The sequence below is a fragment of the Psychrobacter sp. AOP22-C1-C5 genome (assembly GCF_052378885.1).
GTDB lineage: Bacteria > Pseudomonadota > Gammaproteobacteria > Pseudomonadales > Moraxellaceae > Psychrobacter.
This window is the reverse complement of record NZ_JBQSYC010000001.1, coordinates 426,315-443,844: the sequence shown is the minus strand read 5'-3', so window position 1 is coordinate 443,844 and position 17,530 is coordinate 426,315. Positions and strand designations below refer to the sequence as shown.

Below are 17,530 nucleotides of genomic sequence, written 5' to 3'. Positions count from 1 at the left end.
ATCAGTGTTATGAATCATAAAGCCGTGAATTTTGCCTTGAAGATGTAAGCATATGCTTACGTTAAATAAGGTCTTTAGCGTCTGGTTGAGTCACAGCGATTGTCCTACAATAAATTCATCAACAAAAGGATATGCAAGGATGCATTGTTGAGACAGTACCTTAAAAGTTCAGGTCAGCCCGCTGATCTTTTACATTACTGTTTGTGACTTAGGATAAGTCAATATGGAGTAGACAATAATAATTATATGAAGCGTTATAGCCCTGAACCAATCGCCCTAGGTTCGGGGCTTTTCTTTGTGTGGTTTTTTAACCTATGAGTAATTGGTGTTAGGTGGACTTGGCGCACCAATAAAAAAGGATACCTGCATCGACAGATATCCTTTTTTGAGAAAGTATCACTACTCTTATTTTAGAGAGCGCACATGTACAGACTACCCAAGTATTTGAATATAAGCACCTGCACGTAGCTCTTGTAGCCAATCTTCTTTGGCTTGGGGTGCTAGGCGTTGATAAAGGGCCTGACGCGCCATGTTACGACGATATTGATTACTCACGTCTTGCTCGCGCTTGCCATCGACTTTTAAAATATGCCAGCCGAACTGAGTTTTAAAAGGAGCAGAGTAATCACCAACAGCCGTGTTCTTCATCGCAGTTTCGAATGGAGCAACCATATCTTCTTCACTTACCCAATCAAGATCACCACCGCGACCTGCCGAGCCTGGATCGTCTGAATACGTTGAGGCTAAAGCAGCGAAGTCAGCACCATTACGCAGTTGACCATACAAGTCGTTAATCTTTTGTTCGGCGAGTGCATCTGTTTGTAGTTCATCAACTTTTACCAATATGTGACGGGTATGCCATTGCGGTATTAGCATTTTGTCACTGTCTTTTTTGTCAGCCAGCTTGACGATGTCAATTCCTTCGGGCGTGACTAGTGGTGCACTCACAGCACCAACCTCAAGCTTGGTAATTTCGTTCGATAGCTCTGTAGGTAGGGATGCTGCTTGATGAAAACCCATATCGCCACCCTGTAATGGGATAGGATAACTGCCTTGGCTGGCAGCAACGGCTTCTGCAACATCAACGTTTGGTGCAAGCAGGCGGTTACGCAGCGCTTCTGCTACCTTCAACGCTTCTGCACGTTGAGCTTCTGATAAACGGCTGTAGTCATCCATGTAAGGAACTCGTACATGAATCGTTTGATATTCACTCTGGTTCAAACGCTTGGCCTCAGGCGATGCCAAAAACGCATCAATATCCTGTTCACTAATACGTACACGGCTGCTGATCTGGCGTTGTTGTAAGGCTTGAATAGAAGCTTCTTCAATCAGTTGATTACGTAGGGCCGCATAACTACCAGGTTGCGCGGCGTCCAAACGTTGTTGCAACGCTGATAGGCTAGTGAGACCTTCTGATTGAGCGATTTGACTAAGGCGCTGATTGATGGCGGCTTCATCAGGGTTTAGACCAACACGCTTGACCATAGACAGCTGTAGCTCACGCAAAATGAGTGCGTTTAATACCTCAGACTGTAACTGTGCTGAGTTTGCAATTGGCTCACCAGCTGCTTGTGCACGTGCTTGAGTTTGTACGATTGCATCGACCAAATCACTTTTTAGAATTGCGTTTTCATTGACTAAAGCAATAATACCATCTGTGCTATTGGCTGGTGTCAAACGATCGACGCCACTCTGCCCAGCAGTAGGGGCAGCTTGTGCTACAACTGGCTTAACAGTAGCAGCTTGGGCACTTAATGTCAGTGCAAGACTGGTACTCATAGACAGCAGTACAACACGGCTGGTCTGACGTAAAGAAAAAACTCTCATGATGCTCCTCATCAATGTCATCACATTGGATGGTAGTTGGATAACCCTATCTCATAGCTTTGACAAGCAAATATCAGAAAGGGTCATCCATAATAGGGTTGCAAACGGAATGGTAAAAATACTGTATCAGTTTATATATAAATAATTTTAATATTGAAAAAGGCTAACTTATCAATCTTTCCAAGCATTTTGGACAGGTTCAAAACCCAAAACCTTATCAGAGAGTAAGCGTGTCAAGCGGCTACTGCCACTACCGAGACCATTCAATCTAATTTCTGCCATAATCGCTTGAGTCGGTTTGTCTTTGACATTTAAGTCATTATAGTAACGACGACCATAAACTGCAAAACCAAAACAGCAATCTTCATAATCAACACCCACCAACGAATCTAGCATTTTATCACGATTATAGTCGTATTGACCTTGAGCCAATATTCGCCAGCTGTTATTGATAGGAAAAACGGCAGACGCGGTAAAAGCAGAGAGCGGTAGCTGGTTGGTGTTTTCATCACGTTGACGTTTGACAAATCCAACATTAAACAAGCTATTGTTCGATGGCTGATAACGCAGCTCGGTTGTAATATAATTTAAATCATAATCTTTGGTAAGCGCACCACTGACATCAACCCAGAAATTATTATAAGGCTGTGTGCTTGTGTCCCACACCATGCCCGAGGAAGAAGAGGTAAAGACAGGTTGCTCATTATCGAGCGTGACGCGCCCATTATCGATATAAAATTGCTCTGCTATGCTACCATCAAAACGTGTCACACCCGTTGCATCGATGTAACGATAATTGATACCAGGGGTGAGTGAATGCAAATCTTGCAGACGATCATGGCCCAAGAACCAACTGTCTGAAAACAGCTGTTCATAGTTGATAGAAGCAATACGCGTGTTAAAGTTAGGAAGCTCGTTTTGGTTCTTATAGGGCGCATAAGTGTATTTTAGTCGCGGGCTAAGTAAGCGATAGCCGCCCATCGTATCGTCAAACGCACCGAAAGGTGAACCTGCCTGATAGAAGTTCAACCCAGCATCAATACTGGCTTGCGGTACAAACACAGACTGACTGCCATCTTCGTCACTCAGCTGATTGTCTGCTAAGCTGTCTTCATCATATGAGGTATAAAGGTGCTGCAAACTTAGTTTGGGCTTAATATAACCCCAAGACTTCTCTATTGGATAAGCAGCACTGAGTTTGTTATAAATACGGGCGCCACTTTTTTCATTTTCAGAACCATCATCGATGGACTTTTTGAAGTAAGCAGAATCACTGACGCCAGTGATGTCGAAGTTTTCGACCCAAGGCAGACGATAATTGAGTGTGAGCTGTGGTAACCGTGAGTAAGGCTTATCCTTATCTTCTAATGGCTGCCCATTGTCAGTAAAAGCGTCTAAGGTCTGGAACGTCTCTACTTTTAATTCGCCGTCCACATAATCATTGTAGTAATTGACCCGAGCACGGCGTGGTAAATTAATCGTGCTATCTGATAAACCCAAAGTATCAAAGTCATTGAGATAATCTGAATCTGACACATAGCTGTATTTGGCGTCACCGCTCAAACGTGGAATGTCTTTAGACGTCCAATAATGATCATAAAAGAAGCTGGTACGATCTTCACCGTCGTATTTTCTATCATTAGGCAGGTATGATCCATTGAAAATACCTTCACCATAGTTTTCGGTCAAGTAGCGAAACTCACCTGAAAGCATGGGATTGCGATCAGTATAAACATGGGTATTGAGCGTAGCATCATAATTGGGTGCAAAATTGAAATAGTAAGGCACATCAATCTCAACACCGCTTTCGCTACCGACACTCGCGCTCGGCAACAAAAAGCCGCTACTGCGACGACTGTCAATCGGGAAATTAAAATAAGGCAGATAAAACACGGGTACATCAGCGATACGGAAGGTTGTGTTGTAGGCTTCACCCCGACCTGTATCGGTATCTAAATCGATACTTTTGGCATCAAACTGCCATTTGCGATTGGTCGGCGGACAGGTGCTAAACATTACCTCATCCAACTCATACTGACTGTCATTGGGCTTGTTCAAACGTTTGGCATAGCCATGTGCTTGCAGTGCCACACTAGCAAATGCCACATCCTTCGCGGTTGATTGTCCCGTTTCCGTATTGTAGGCCAAGCTGTCTGCAACACCGATCAGACCACCCTGTGATGCTTGAGCGCCAAAGTTGCCTTGAGCTGTATTTGTAGAATTAACGGGCATACGGCCAGATGGTCTTTGTTGTCCAGTCGCTTGGTCAGTAAACATGACTTGGCCTTGGGCTGCCGCAACCCCACTGCCCAAATCGATCAAGACTTGTTCGGCTTCTATTTGCTGGGTGCCTTGATTGATAATGACATTGCCTGAGAGTTCGGCGTAGTCGACATTATCATAGTAACCATAGTCCGACTCTGTAAACAGAGGTGCTTGGTTGTTAGGAAGCCCGTTTAGGTTAGGTGCTGGCTGGCCATTTGCTGCACCCGCCTCATTTACAGCGCGCTGATAATTGGGGTTGCTCTTTGGATACACCCATTGACCTTCGCAGCGCTGCGCACTATCAACAGAGTTGGGCAGTAACTGTAAGTTGCTACCCACTTTTGGAATGGTTTGGGCGGTAGGCGTCAGCACACTTTGGCTATCGTCTATTTCAGAGTCTGTTGAGTTAGTAGTATTACTCAATGTTGGTGTTTCAGTTTCTGGCGTTAGCTCATAAAATTCAGCCAAACGCATCAAGCTGTCTTGAATGCTTTCTTCACTCACTTCTTGTTTATTTTGGTCTTTAACAGGATCGGGCATGCTCGTTTCACTGACCGCTTCATTGACCGTTGTGTCGCTACTCATTTGAGTATTACTGCTTTCCCCAATATCAGTGATATCTAGAGAAGGGTTGTCCACGTCGGTGTTATTCAAAGCATTGTTGTTTAAAGTATTGTCATTCAAAGCACTGTTGTTCGAAGCACTGTCATTCGAAGCATTGTTGTTTAAAGTGCTGTTGTTTGAATCAGTGTCATTCCAATCGCTATTGTCTAAACGACTGCTATCAAAATCACCACCATCAGAGCCATAGCGGGTACTATTATCAGTGATTAATGGCTCAGTTTGCTGTGTGTTAACATCGCTGGGCGCAGCATTGACGGTTAGACTGGATAAGCCTAGAGCGCCAAATAAGATCAGGCGGATGCTTTGGTAAAGCGGAGAATATAACAAGGGCACACCTATGATTGCAGAGCCTAATGGATGATGTAATCTCAAGAACTTGGGCATTTTACATATAATGACGACTAATCATAGTCAAAAAAAACCAAATCAGCTACACTAATTAGCAAAATTTATAGTGTAGCTAAGCCATTTCTTTTAATAGTCACTGAGGGAATCCTCAGCGCTAACTATTGAATATAATATCAATACGACTGTGACAACATCTGTTGCGGCTTAAGACGTCACTATTTTAGCAAGTATTTGCGCGACTTATCACTACTTTAATCGTTTACGACTGATATTTAACCTATGAAGCCTTTTACGGCTGATACGATAATTTTAGAGCCTACCATGACCGAAAATAATACGAATAACCGCTTGCAACAATTAGAACATTGGTTAGAGCAAGTATTTGCAGAAAAAGCATTCAATCTTGACAGCTTGCCAGGTGACGCGAGCGCCCGTCAATATCATCGTCTTCAGCTTTTAGACGACAGTGATAAAGAAGAGTCGCGCTATATCGTTATGGATTCTGCCGATGAACAGGACGCCATGCGTCAGTTCATTAATGTCGCCAAATTGATGTCACCAGCAATCAATGTACCCACGCTTATCGCACAGGATGTAAAAAAAGGCTTTTTGGTATTACAAGATTTTGGGGCGGTAGAGTTTGCTCACTTGCTTGTTGATGCGACACCTGCTCAAATCGATGCACACTATCAGTTGGCAATGGAGACATTGGTTGCGCTACAAACCATCTCCGTTGAAACAGCAAGATTGCAGTACCAGTTGCCAGATTATGATACGGCATTGTTGGATCGTGAGATGGATCTGTTTAGTGACTGGTTTATCCCTTATGTTGGTGTTGCGCTTGATAAGACAGTGTGGAGTCCGTTAAAAGCGGTACTAATCAAAGAGATTTTGCGACAGCCACAAGTCATCGTCCATCGTGATTATCACAGTCGCAACCTTATGCAAGATCAAGCGGATAACTCGCGCTTAGGCGTGATTGATTTTCAAGATGCAGTCATAGGTTCTTATACTTATGACTTGGTATCACTCGTACGTGATGCTTATGTTGAGTGGTCAGAGACTCAAATATCACAATGGACTCACGACTTTTGGCAATTACAACGGCAGGCTGCATTGACTACGGCAGAGACCGTAGAGCAGCTTGAACATGATTTCAATGTGATGGGCGTACAGCGACATCTAAAAGTATTAGGGATTTTTATTCGCTTGTCTGAACGTGATGGCAAAGACCGCTACTTGGCTGATGTTCCTAAAGTGATGCGTGATTTGCTTGTTGAATTAAGCTGGCTTGATGAGCAGGGTAGTGATGAGATAAAGCAAGTGGTCAAGCCCTTTAATCAATGGCTACAAAGCACCGTACTACCGGCTTATCAGGATAAATTTGCCTCGCAATAGACATGATAGACACAACCAATCAATCGGGTCATAAACTTAAATAGTACGATTAAAAGGAGCATGCATGTCAACGTCATCTACGTCTAAGATCACGCAAGCAATGATTTTGGCAGCTGGAAAAGGGACGCGTCTGCGCCCGTTAACACTTGAAACCCCAAAGCCTTTGGTAGAAGTTGGCGGACAACCGCTGATTGTATGGCACATAAAAGCATTACAGGCAGCTGGCATCACTGATATCACTATTAATGCCTCATGGCTTGCTGATAAATTGATGGACACATTGGGCGATGGCACTCAGTATGGAGTCAGTTTGCATTGGTCAGTTGAGGATGATGAACCTCTTGAGACTGCTGGTGGCATTTTTCAGGCACTACAGTCAGGCAGGCTACGAGATGAGCCTTTCATTTTAGTAAATTCTGATATTTGGACGACCTATGATTTTTCTCAATTGCGAGATTATATTTTAGGTCCTGACCAGCGTGCGCATTTGTTATTGATTGATAATCCAGAGCACAATAATGGAGGCGATTTTGCTATTAATAATGGTCTTGCCAGTGAGCAAGCCATTGGTGAAGCCGACAAATATACTTTTGCTGGTATCAGTGTGATGTCGCCTAGATTGGTTGATGGACTGGTGCCAGGCCAACCAGCAGCATTGGCACCGCTGCTCAAACAAGCAATGATAAAGTTCCAAATCACTGCTGAGGTGATCACGGACAATTGGATAGATGTTGGTACGCCTGAGCGTTTGGAGCAAGTGAACGAGTTTATTGAGAGCAAAGGTGCTGACAATCATTTAGGCATGTAAATTAAGTTAAATTTAATACCAAGCATAGAAGTAGGTATATGAAAAAGGCAGCGTTGAGTCATCAACACTGCCTTTTTTTGTTTTTTTTAATAGTTATTGATTTGTATGCTTACTAGGCTAGACGCCCATTGCGAGCTTGATTAATTGCGCAATTGTAAAAACAACCAAAAATCCCGCCACATATAAACCAACAAACCATAACCATTGGGACTGTTTTTTGCTAGGCTTTTTCATAAAAACCTCCTAATGGGCTTATGAATTGTGACTACTATAAACAATCGTAGTCACAGTGTAGAGCTGATCCGTAATAGAGCGCTACTAGCGATCAATACATAGGATTGTGATCAGATTTGCCCTTAAAAGTATAATAAGCAAAAGCGGTATAACTTAAGATAATCGGTAGCATAATAACTGCGCCAATTAACATAAAGGACAACGAGGTATCAGCCGCTGCTGCATCATAAATTGTCATTTGATAAGGTACGATATAAGGGAATAGGGCAAAACACACGCCGATATAACCCATCAAAAACAATGCAACTGTCAATAAAAAAGGACGATACTCACGCTCGGTTTTTAAATCTTTGCGCATAAGGAAAAATAATAGCACAGCAATAACAGGCATAGGTGCAAGATATAACAGACTTGGAAACTTAAACCATCCTTCGAGCGCGTCGATATCAGAGAAATACATAAACACTGTGACAACGATCATGGCTACCACTAGCGCAGACAATAACCAGCCTGAGACTTTACGCGCCCAAACCTGCAAAGTGTGCTCGGTCTTTATAATGAGCCATGTGGAGCCAAGTAAGGCATAACCGATAATCATCGCAAAACCGCAAACGAAAGAAAAAGGTGTTAGCCAGTCAAATGGACCACCGGTGTAGAGGCGATTGCTTGCCTCCAACCCTTGTACCAAAGCACCAAGCATAATGCCCTGAGAAAATGTAGCAATGATAGAACCAATAAAAAAGGAGGTGTCCCATATATGACGACGTGATGATGCTTTGAAACGAAATTCAAACGCCATCCCGCGCATAATAAGACCAAAAAGCATGGCAGTTACTGGTAAATAAAGGCCTGTCATAATGATGCCGTAAGCAACTGGGAAAGCCGCAAACAAGCCACCACCGCCCAGTACCAACCAAGTCTCATTACCATCCCAAAATGGCGCGATAGAATTCATTATACGGCTACGATTCTTATCAGAGCCTGCAAAAGGGAATAAAATACCACAGCCCAAATCAAAACCATCAAGCAATACATAAATAAAGACAGACAGGATAATAAGCCCGCCCCAAATGAGGGGTAAGTCTAATACATCACCGAAATTAAACATTAGCGCAATCCTCCATCATCGACATCATTAGCAGGCTTGCTCATGTCATCGTCATCGCCATTTTTCTTTGTATTCTCGCCTGCATTTTTATCGCCACTCAAAGCACGACCTTGAGCTTCCGTGACAGAATGATCATAGAAATGATCTTCTGCTGGATCTTCGTAAGGTTTAGGCCCTTGGGCAATAAGACGCAAAATGTAAAAAGTACCAGCACCAAATACAAAAATGTACAATATGATAAAGCCGATAAGTGTCGTTGCGACCTGCTGTGCGGCCAGCGGAGACATACTCTCAGCGGTGCGAATCACGCCATATACTGTCCATGGTTGACGACCAGTCTCAGTCACAAACCACCCTGATAACAATGCCAGAAAACCAAGCGGCGTCATCATCATCCAAGCACGGTGGAACCAGACACTTTCAGGATTGAACTGTTGTTTTTTGAAATACTTGTAAAGACTGAATAAGCCAACCAGTACCATCAGCATACCAATACCAACCATGATACGGAATGCCCAAAAGACGATAATCACAGGAGGTTGATCTTCAGGCGCCCAGTTTTTGAGACCTTTGACCTCACCATCTAGTGAATGAGTAAGAATCAAGCCGGTCACATAAGGGATTTTTACTTCATATTTATTGGTTTGGTTTTTTTGATCAGGAATCGCAAACAAACGTAGTGCAGCCCCGCGCTCATCCTCCCAAATACCTTCCATCGCTGCCACTTTGGCGGGTTGATGCTCCAAAGTATTCAGACCATGTTCGTCACCGATTAACACTTGAGCTGGCGCGACAAATATCGCCATAATCATTGCCATACCCAACATGATACGACCATGTCGACGATGCTCAACGTGTTTTTTAGATTGAAGATAATAAGCACCGATACCACCAATCACAAAGGCAGTGGTCAAGAACGCTGCCGTCATCATATGAGCGTAGCGGTAAGGGAAGGAAGGATTAAATATAATTTCGAGCCAATTGGTTGGATATAGTAAGCCGTCTGCACCCACCATAAAGCCTTGCGGCGTTTGCATAAAACTGTTGGCGGACAAAATCCAAAAGCCTGAAATCAGCGTACCGATGGCGACAATAGCGGTTGCAGCAAAGTGCATGCGTTTACTGACGCGTCCCCAACCAAAAAGCATGATACCTAAAAATGACGCTTCTAAGAAAAACGCGGTCAATACTTCATAGGCAAGTAGTGGCCCTAAGACGTTACCAGCTTTGTCGGAGAAGACAGCCCAGTTGGTACCAAACTGGTAAGACATCACCACGCCCGATACCACGCCTAAACCAAACACAACGGCAAATATCTTCACCCAGTGCTTATAGACTTCGGCGTAGATAGGATCACCAGTTCTTAACCAACGGAATTCTAGCACCGTAAGCCAGCTGGCAAGTCCAATAGAAAAAGCAGGAAAAACGATATGGAACGAGATAACGAAAGCGAACTGGATGCGCGCAAGTAAGAGCGCATCGAGCTGGTCAATCATAAACGTAGCAAACATAAATGGTTACCCTTATCTGTTAGCTGAATAGCGCTAGCTTCCATAAAACGCTCAAGTGCCTTCACGTAACTGTCTATAGATTATGTTGACAGTTACGGGAAGGCAATAGATCAGTGCTGGCTAGCGAGCAACATTAGGGATAAATTGCGGCTAAGCTAACAACTGTTTAGCTGGATTGAATAACTTACATCCTTATAAATTAACCTATTACTGTTATGTACTATGGGTCTATTATGCGCTTCCATAGATATACACGCAAGGCGCGCTACGTCTCTGTTACATACCCAGCAGTCGCTTAAATACGCCTAAATAAACCCAAAAAGCTTGAAAAAAATAGCCTTGAAAAGTACTAGGTTGTTGAATAAAAAGTAAAGTTGCACAGGAGCCTTACTGTTCATAAATATCTGCTATTCGTGTACTGCTAGCGAACAACTTTAGTATTTATAATCAACCGATTCACTTTAAAACAGGGCGTTTGATAAGTACCTCTTTTATTTTGTAAGGACCATACCTTTACTTAGGGGTAGAGTCAGTATTTTTTTTGTTGTTTTAGCATATGATCCTAAATTGGATTATTCTTGCAACTGCTTATGTAAAATCTGACGTAAGGTTAAGATCGTTTGTGGGTTGGTTTGAATGCTATGACCACCACTTATCACTGTCTCAGAAGCGGCACCGTCTAAATGCGCACTAGTATAAGGAACGATACCATCCGATAAGCGTTCAGTCAGTGCTTGGCTGATATTGTCATTAACAGTTACAGCAGCGACAACCGGTTCGGCGGCTTTTTTCGCGACATTGGCAGTAGTGTTTGAGCTAACCGTAGTATCTTCTTCTATGGCCTGCGACAAATCAATTTTTACCCCATTCGGCTGCATTTGTGCCAGCCCTTTAGTGATATCCGCATCATTATTGGCAATGATTGAGTGATAAGTGATGCGATCATTGATAGTGATGTCTTTCGTCAACTGTATAAAGGACGACTTATCACTTAACTGGCTGGCCCCATTTTGTAAATATAGCGCGCCTAAGGGGTTCTGCGCTAAATCGCCTTGTGTGGCAATCGTGGCTAAGTTATCAGTGACAGTCTTAACCAAACCGATTGGTAAATAAACAATACGTCGCAGCGCTCGAGTAAACCAGCGGTCTGCATAATCTGTGCCGCGAAACGGGGCGGACAAAAAGACGGCCGTGTCTACTTGTGGCAATGCTTTGAGCTCAAAACGCTCTTTTAACTGATCTTCTGCAAAAGATTCTTTGAGCGCGTCGCGAATTTTGCGTTTTTCACTGCCAGATAGAATGTCTTCTTCATCCAATTTGTCTAAGTTTTTGGCCAAGTTGTCATCAGATAGCATCATGCGAGCGATGATAGCGCCCATACTATGACTAATAATGACGCTATTTTTACTGGCACGATTTTGTCCGCTAGGGTCCGTTTGGTCATAGGTGGCGTTGATTAAGCGTTGAATTTGATAGCGGTTTTCCAAAATCGGCAGATTGGTTGGATAAAATATTTGCCAAACTTGATAATTGTCACGCAATTTATCATCGTTCAGTATATCGTTAGTTAAGTTTACCCAAGTTGCTGGGCTAGAGGCCAAGCCATGTAGCATAATCAATACGCGCTTATTGGGATCGTAAGGCTCGAGCATAAAGAGTTTGGGCAGTCTTGCATCTGGCTGGCGCGTGATCAAATTCAGATAACCCACACTATCTAACTGATTCTCAGACAACCATAAACCATAACCTGCCGAAAAGTTGGCAGCCAAAGGATAGTCGTCATCTAGGATATGAACGCTTTCACTTTGATACGGGTTATACAGATGGATATCGAGTTTACGGCTGCTCAATACATCCAGCACGCTATCACCGCTTGGCTGAATCAGTCCTGTTAATAATAAATGCCCTGTAGGATAAATGCGCGAGCTTGGCTTGCTGTCTTCTGTGTCCTCGTCTGTTTCATTGGTCAAACGACCTGACAATGAGGACACTAATAACTGGCGAATCGTCGTGGTATAGCGATCATCTAGTGACGCGACCAAGCTGATACCCAAGCCTGGGCGCTTGCTGATAGAGTTAAGGCCAGACAGACGCAGCTCGTAAGTGGACACTAAGTCGGCTAACGCGGAGGTTTGCTTGTGCGCGTTTTGCAGATAGTTGTTTTCGTTTGGCAAATAAATACCGAGATCATAATCGTCAACTTGTACTTTCATAACTTTGACTTGATCGGCAGTCTTGCCTTTGAGCGGTGACCTATTGGCAATGGCCGCCTGTTTATTGCTATTGAGACTGCTGGTAGTCGTTGGTAGATATTCTACCTTTATATCATCTATCGACTTCTTTGAGCTGTTGGTCGATTCATAAAGTTGGGTGATAACATCGTTACTGGCAGCGTTATAGATGTCTTGGGTTTGAATATCCATGTCACTTGGAATACGGGTTCGAGCGTGAGAACGGCCGTCCTCTTGATCCGCTCCTTCAAAGTCATGTTTCAAACTGTCATAAAACAAATAGGTGTAACTGGACTTAATGGCATCAAACAAACGCGCTTGATAATCAATCACACAACGACGTGTGTTTTCTTGTTGAGTTTCAGACTCAGTATCACTCAAAGGTGCATTGGCGTAATAAGGATCTAGAGGCGGGCGGGCAAGGGCATTGCGGCAATCTTGAGAGTCGGCAAGCTGGCGCGCTTTCGCATAATGCAACTCTGAAAAAATGGCTAGTGCAGGTCGATAATGTTTATTTAGAATACTGTCAGTGAGCTGAGTCATGCATAAGTCAAATTGTTGCATACAGGCCTGCTCATTGAGACCTGCTGACAGTAATGCCGATGCTGTATCGCTGCTTAGGTTCTTACCCGTAACAATGTTGCCACGCTGTGCAGTAATGGTCTTTGCTGATGCCTGTTTATTTACTGTGACAGTACTACAGGCAGGCAATAAAGTCACAACTGCCATCAAGGCGACTGAAGTGATAGGCAGAGTGCTTTTATTAGCATGCGCCACCATATTTTTGATAGAGCGAGCAAAATTCATAGGTCAGTCCAGTCAGTGGCAATCATGAGGGTTTGTCAATTAAATCGGTAATAATAGAGATGAGTGTAGCGTAACTTTTAGTATTAGACTATTTTACTTGAGGCGCAATCTTTAAGTTCGACTTATCAAGTCAAGTGCTCAAAGCGTTGTTGTAACATGGCGATATATAACGCTAAGCAATTGAATATATTATGCATTTGGATATAGCAATAAGTAAAACAGATTTAGACCAACGGGCATCTGATCGCCACAAAAAAGCACCCGCCTTTTATATTGAATTATTATCGATATAAAAGACGGGTGCTGAGCGTCAAGCCTAGATTATCTATCCATCATGATTGATAACTGTAGCAAATCTAGACACTTGGTTTAACATTGATGTTAGGTGCAGGGATGTCCCAAATGTAGAACTTACCATCTTCGACTAGCTTAATTTGCTCACGAATAATGGCATTGTTTGGATTTTCTCCTGCAAGACGACGCAGACGCTGTAAGGCGCTATCACGACGGTCACTTAACAATTCAGACTGTGCCAAACTTTGTTCTGCTTCGGTGTAACCTAAAGACACTGCGCGGTCTAGATATTTTTGTCCTTCTTTAAAACCACCGCCTTCTGACAACATCATACCGTACAAGAAGTTGGCTTCACCGCTATTTGGTTGAAGCTTGATGGCACGATCAACATATTGTCCACCGCGTACTGTATAGTCTGAGCCCAAATCTAAATTACGGCCCATGCCGTTGAGTTTGGCCGCACGAAGTAACACATCATAAGAGGCATTTGGTGCCTTGGCATATGGCTCAATCCATTCAGCCAACACTTTGATTTTCTCACGTGTGTAGTGACGCTGTGTACGGTTGGGAAAGTTTGGTGGATAGTGACGTGCATTGGGTGATACTTCTGCAATAAAGTCATCAAGTAAGCTGACATCTAGCTTATCTGTGCCAAGACCTGTCTGTTGCGGAATCAACACAGTTGTTACGAAGCTCACATCTGACAACTGTAATTGCGGCGTTGGGATATTAGGAAGCTGACCACCACTTAGATCAACGCCAGTAGCGACCATTGGGCTTGGCGTATATACGCGCGTAGTGCCTGTTAACTCAGAAGTGGCTGCCGCTGATACAGGTGCTTGTGGCTGTGCGGTATTGGTATTGATAGGTGCTCGGTTTTGCTGAGTACTACTTTGTTGAACACTGCTTTGTTGAGGGATGTTTTGCTGTGAAATATTTGCTTGAGTACTGCTTTGTTGATTAGGATTTGCTACCGCATTTATTGGTACATTTGGTTGCGGCGTCACTTGTGCGTCCGGTTGAGCCGTACTAATAGCAGCATTAGGACGAGCAAGACGAATGACCCGTTTGCTTGAATCCATGGCGCTAGGCACAGAAACAGCCGTCGCGGCATCAGCCTCAGCAGCATTGACAGGCGCTGATAGCAGCATGGCGCAAGCGGCGGCCAATGCTGTCAGTGTAGCAAACTTTGGCGACTTGGTTGTCAAGCTGGTAGAGAGAGTCGATTGGTTAATGGCTTTCATAAAGATCGTTACCTTGTTTTTTGTTACTTAGCAAATGGATGGCAATTGGGTCACGTTGGTGATGCAAAATCGTACAAATTTTTTATACCCTAGCAAATTAAGCTCAACGCTATCAGTAGTAGGATTGTTAATAGTGAGCAGTACCCAAGTTAAGGACATCACTAACACCATAGAGCGTTACGGTTAAATAGTACTTACTATACTAGTAACAATAAAACTGTCCGTGACAGCGGTTATAAATGATAAGCCGTGGCTTTCATACGGTTGGCCATCCAGCGCATGGTCTGACGAACTGGTGGCGACAGTGCTGCACCGCCACTGGTAAGCGCCAACTCACGATGGTGCAATTCTTCAATGTCCATTTGTGCCAATATCTCTTTTGAACGCTGATCGTGTTCAGGCAATTGTTTGATATGATCTTGTAAATGCTCGCTGACTTGTGCTTCTGTTTCTGCAACAAACCCCAAACTAAACTCATTTGAGATTGCACCTGCAACTGCGCCAAGACCAAAAGACATGCCATACCATAATGGTGTAAAGACACTGGCGTGACTACCGAGCTCGGTCAAACGTGTCTCGCACCAAACCAGATGATCGACTTCTTCTTCAGCCGATTGTTGCATGGCTTGCTTGACGCCATCGTCCTTGGCGGCAAACGCTTGGCCATGATAAAGGCCTTGCGCACATACTTCGCCAGTATGATTGATACGCATCAATCCTGCGACATGTCGCGCTTCAGTGATAGTAAGCTCAGGAATCTCGTCACTACTTACAGGTAATGGGCGAGTACTGGGGTTTGAATGTGGCACGACAGCTCGTAATGCCTTGTCGACCCCAAGCAATAAATGGTCGATTTTGGATAAGGGACGTGGGGCCATGATTCACTCCTGATGGCTTTAAGTACTAATATATTAAGTGCTAAGTTGCTCGATACTAAGTTGCTATAGTAAGTTCACTATAAAAAGACATTGTTTTAAACAAAACTAGCAATGACTGTATGTTCTTTACTATAGCAAATAATCCAAATTACCCGCACGAATATTCACAGCTAAACAATTTATTTATAACCCTATATAGGGTGCGTGACTATACATTACATCTTAGCGTTGTGATCTACTTAATTGTGCTTACCTTTATGGACTGACGTCATCGTGCGTTTGGATAACGGCCTGTTTAATATGTTTATTGAGTTTGATATATAAAAACGCACCGAAGGCGATATTCAGTAATCCTGTCACTAAAAATAGCTGCGGCAATGTCAAACCCAAGGCATTTAAAATGACAATTGCAAAGATTGCTGAAGTGACCATAAAAATGGCATTAAAGATATTGTTGGCACCAACAATGCGCGCACGATGACTTTTAGGGGCATATGCCTGCATAGAGGCATACAAAGGTACAATATACAAACCGCCGCTGAACCCTAAAAAGAACAAGTCTGCAAACACGCGCCAGCTACCACTCATTCCAAACAAATCACTGATGCCAAGTAGGGTAGTATTATTCACGTCCATGTTGAGGCTTGAGAGTGAAAAGTATAAATCAATGGCAAAGATACTTAAGCCTGCAATACCAAAAGGCAATAAGCGCAAGCTCACTTGGTTTTTGGTAAATGATTTACACAGCAACGAGCCGATCGAAACGCCAACCGAAAACAAGGTCAAAAGAAAAATAACCACTGATTCATCGCCCTGCAAAATGACCTTGCTGAATTCTGGTGTCTGCGTCAAAAACGTTGCGCCATAAAACCAAAACCAGCTATTGCCAAGAATAACGAAGAATAAAAAAGGCAGAGAATATAAATAACGTATCGTCGATACACTGGTAGTGATAATGTTCCAATTAATGTTGAGATTGGGTTGCATCGCAGGCATGGCGGGAATGTAGCGAGCGGCCAGATAACCCAAAACTGCGACGATTAATACCGTCACACTAATCCAATACAACGATTGCGATAACTGGGTTAAAACGCCAGCGATAATCATACCGAGTAGGATGGCAAGTGAGGTGCCCATTTGAAACAGGCCATTGGCACCCACCAATTCATCTTCTTTCATTGCTTGCGGCAAGTAGGCGTATTTAATCGGTCCAAAAAAGGTCGAATGCGTCCCCATCAAAAATAGCGCTACAAATAGTATTCCATACCACTCAAAGACAAATCCAACCGCAGCCACGGCCATAATGACTATCTCAAGCAGCTTAATAAGGCGCGTGAGCTTGGACTTTTCAAACTTATCTGCAATCTGTCCTGCTAATGCCGAAAATAAAAAATAGGGCAAAATAAATAACATGGCAGCCAAGTTATTTAAGATACTGACTTCCATTCCTAGCTGACTGGCTGCGGTGTAAGTCAGAACCAGTATGAGTGCTTGTTTAAATATATTGTCATTAAACGCGCCCAAAAATTGGGTAAAAAACATGGCGCTAAAGCGGCGATGCTTAAACAATTGAAACTGATTGGACATGAAAATTCCTACAGATAAATCGCGGCTGATAGATTAAAAAAGCGGTGTGTGTAGTTTTTAAGATAAAAGTAATTGTCAATAGTATCAAAAACTTAATGAAATATAGCATAGGTTTTATCTATATTAGGACGTATAATAGCAAGGCTTTGGTAAAAATACATGCAGGCGATGCTATGATTTCATAATTAACTAAGTTATGATTTGTAAATTTCATATGGTTGCATTGTAAGGTGTGAGTGATGATAAAGGTTCACTATCGCCCAATTCTGCCCGTCAGTTGATATAAATGCAGGGCTAAAATGTTTATTTTAGACTGCCATTATCAAAAGCAAGGTAGTAAACCATCATTCCAGCCAACTGTTATAA

Annotated in this window: 10 protein-coding genes; 2 read left to right on the top strand and 8 right to left on the bottom strand. The window is 43.2% G+C overall.

Features of this window, described 5'->3' with window-relative positions; genetic code table 11:
* Positions 1 to 432 precede the first annotated feature (432 nt).
* Both ACT3TH_RS01720 and ACT3TH_RS01715 read right to left on the bottom strand, forming a co-directional pair.
* Positions 433 to 1,827, bottom strand: a complete 1,395-nt coding sequence (locus ACT3TH_RS01720) for a peptidylprolyl isomerase (protein WP_444754124.1) — start codon at positions 1,825 to 1,827, stop codon at positions 433 to 435.
* 171 nt (positions 1,828 to 1,998) lie between these two features.
* A complete protein-coding gene (locus tag ACT3TH_RS01715) occupies positions 1,999 to 5,043 on the bottom strand; it encodes an LPS-assembly protein LptD (protein ID WP_444754123.1) in 3,045 nt (1,014 codons plus the stop codon).
* 342 nt (positions 5,044 to 5,385) lie between these two features.
* Here ACT3TH_RS01715 and ACT3TH_RS01710 point away from each other — a divergent pair, with 342 nt between their 5' ends.
* Complete coding sequence (locus ACT3TH_RS01710) at positions 5,386 to 6,462, top strand: aminoglycoside phosphotransferase family protein (protein ID WP_444754122.1); 1,077 nt, start codon at positions 5,386 to 5,388, stop codon at positions 6,460 to 6,462.
* Between the two features lie 64 nt (positions 6,463 to 6,526).
* Positions 6,527 to 7,270, top strand: coding sequence for an N-acetylmuramate alpha-1-phosphate uridylyltransferase MurU (gene murU / locus ACT3TH_RS01705; RefSeq protein WP_444754121.1), 744 nt, complete (start codon positions 6,527 to 6,529; stop codon positions 7,268 to 7,270).
* Positions 7,271 to 7,595: 325 nt separating this feature from the next.
* On the opposite strand, the gene cydB is transcribed toward murU, so the two are convergent.
* The 6 genes from cydB to ACT3TH_RS01675 all read right to left on the bottom strand — a co-directional run bounded on the left by cydB (position 7,596) and on the right by ACT3TH_RS01675 (position 17,164).
* The gene (gene cydB, locus ACT3TH_RS01700) at positions 7,596 to 8,612 is read right to left on the bottom strand and encodes a cytochrome d ubiquinol oxidase subunit II (protein ID WP_444754120.1); all 1,017 of its coding nucleotides are present in this window, start codon (positions 8,610 to 8,612) and stop codon (positions 7,596 to 7,598) included.
* Positions 8,612 to 10,123, bottom strand: a complete 1,512-nt coding sequence (locus ACT3TH_RS01695; protein ID WP_444754119.1) for a cytochrome ubiquinol oxidase subunit I — start codon at positions 10,121 to 10,123, stop codon at positions 8,612 to 8,614. Before ACT3TH_RS01695 ends, cydB begins: the two co-directional genes overlap by 1 nt.
* A gap of 572 nt (positions 10,124 to 10,695) precedes the next feature.
* The gene (locus ACT3TH_RS01690) at positions 10,696 to 13,161 is read right to left on the bottom strand and encodes an esterase/lipase family protein (RefSeq protein WP_444754118.1); all 2,466 of its coding nucleotides are present in this window, start codon (positions 13,159 to 13,161) and stop codon (positions 10,696 to 10,698) included.
* Between the two features lie 356 nt (positions 13,162 to 13,517).
* On the bottom strand, positions 13,518 to 14,699 hold the full coding sequence (locus ACT3TH_RS01685; protein ID WP_444754117.1) for a tetratricopeptide repeat protein: 1,182 nt from the start codon (positions 14,697 to 14,699) through the stop codon (positions 13,518 to 13,520).
* Between the two features lie 233 nt (positions 14,700 to 14,932).
* Positions 14,933 to 15,577, bottom strand: coding sequence for a 2-polyprenyl-3-methyl-6-methoxy-1,4-benzoquinone monooxygenase (gene coq7 / locus ACT3TH_RS01680; RefSeq protein ID WP_444754116.1), 645 nt, complete (start codon positions 15,575 to 15,577; stop codon positions 14,933 to 14,935).
* A gap of 255 nt (positions 15,578 to 15,832) precedes the next feature.
* Entirely contained in the window at positions 15,833 to 17,164 is a 1,332-nt protein-coding gene (locus ACT3TH_RS01675; protein WP_444754115.1) for an MFS transporter, read from the bottom strand.
* Positions 17,165 to 17,530 lie beyond the last annotated feature (366 nt).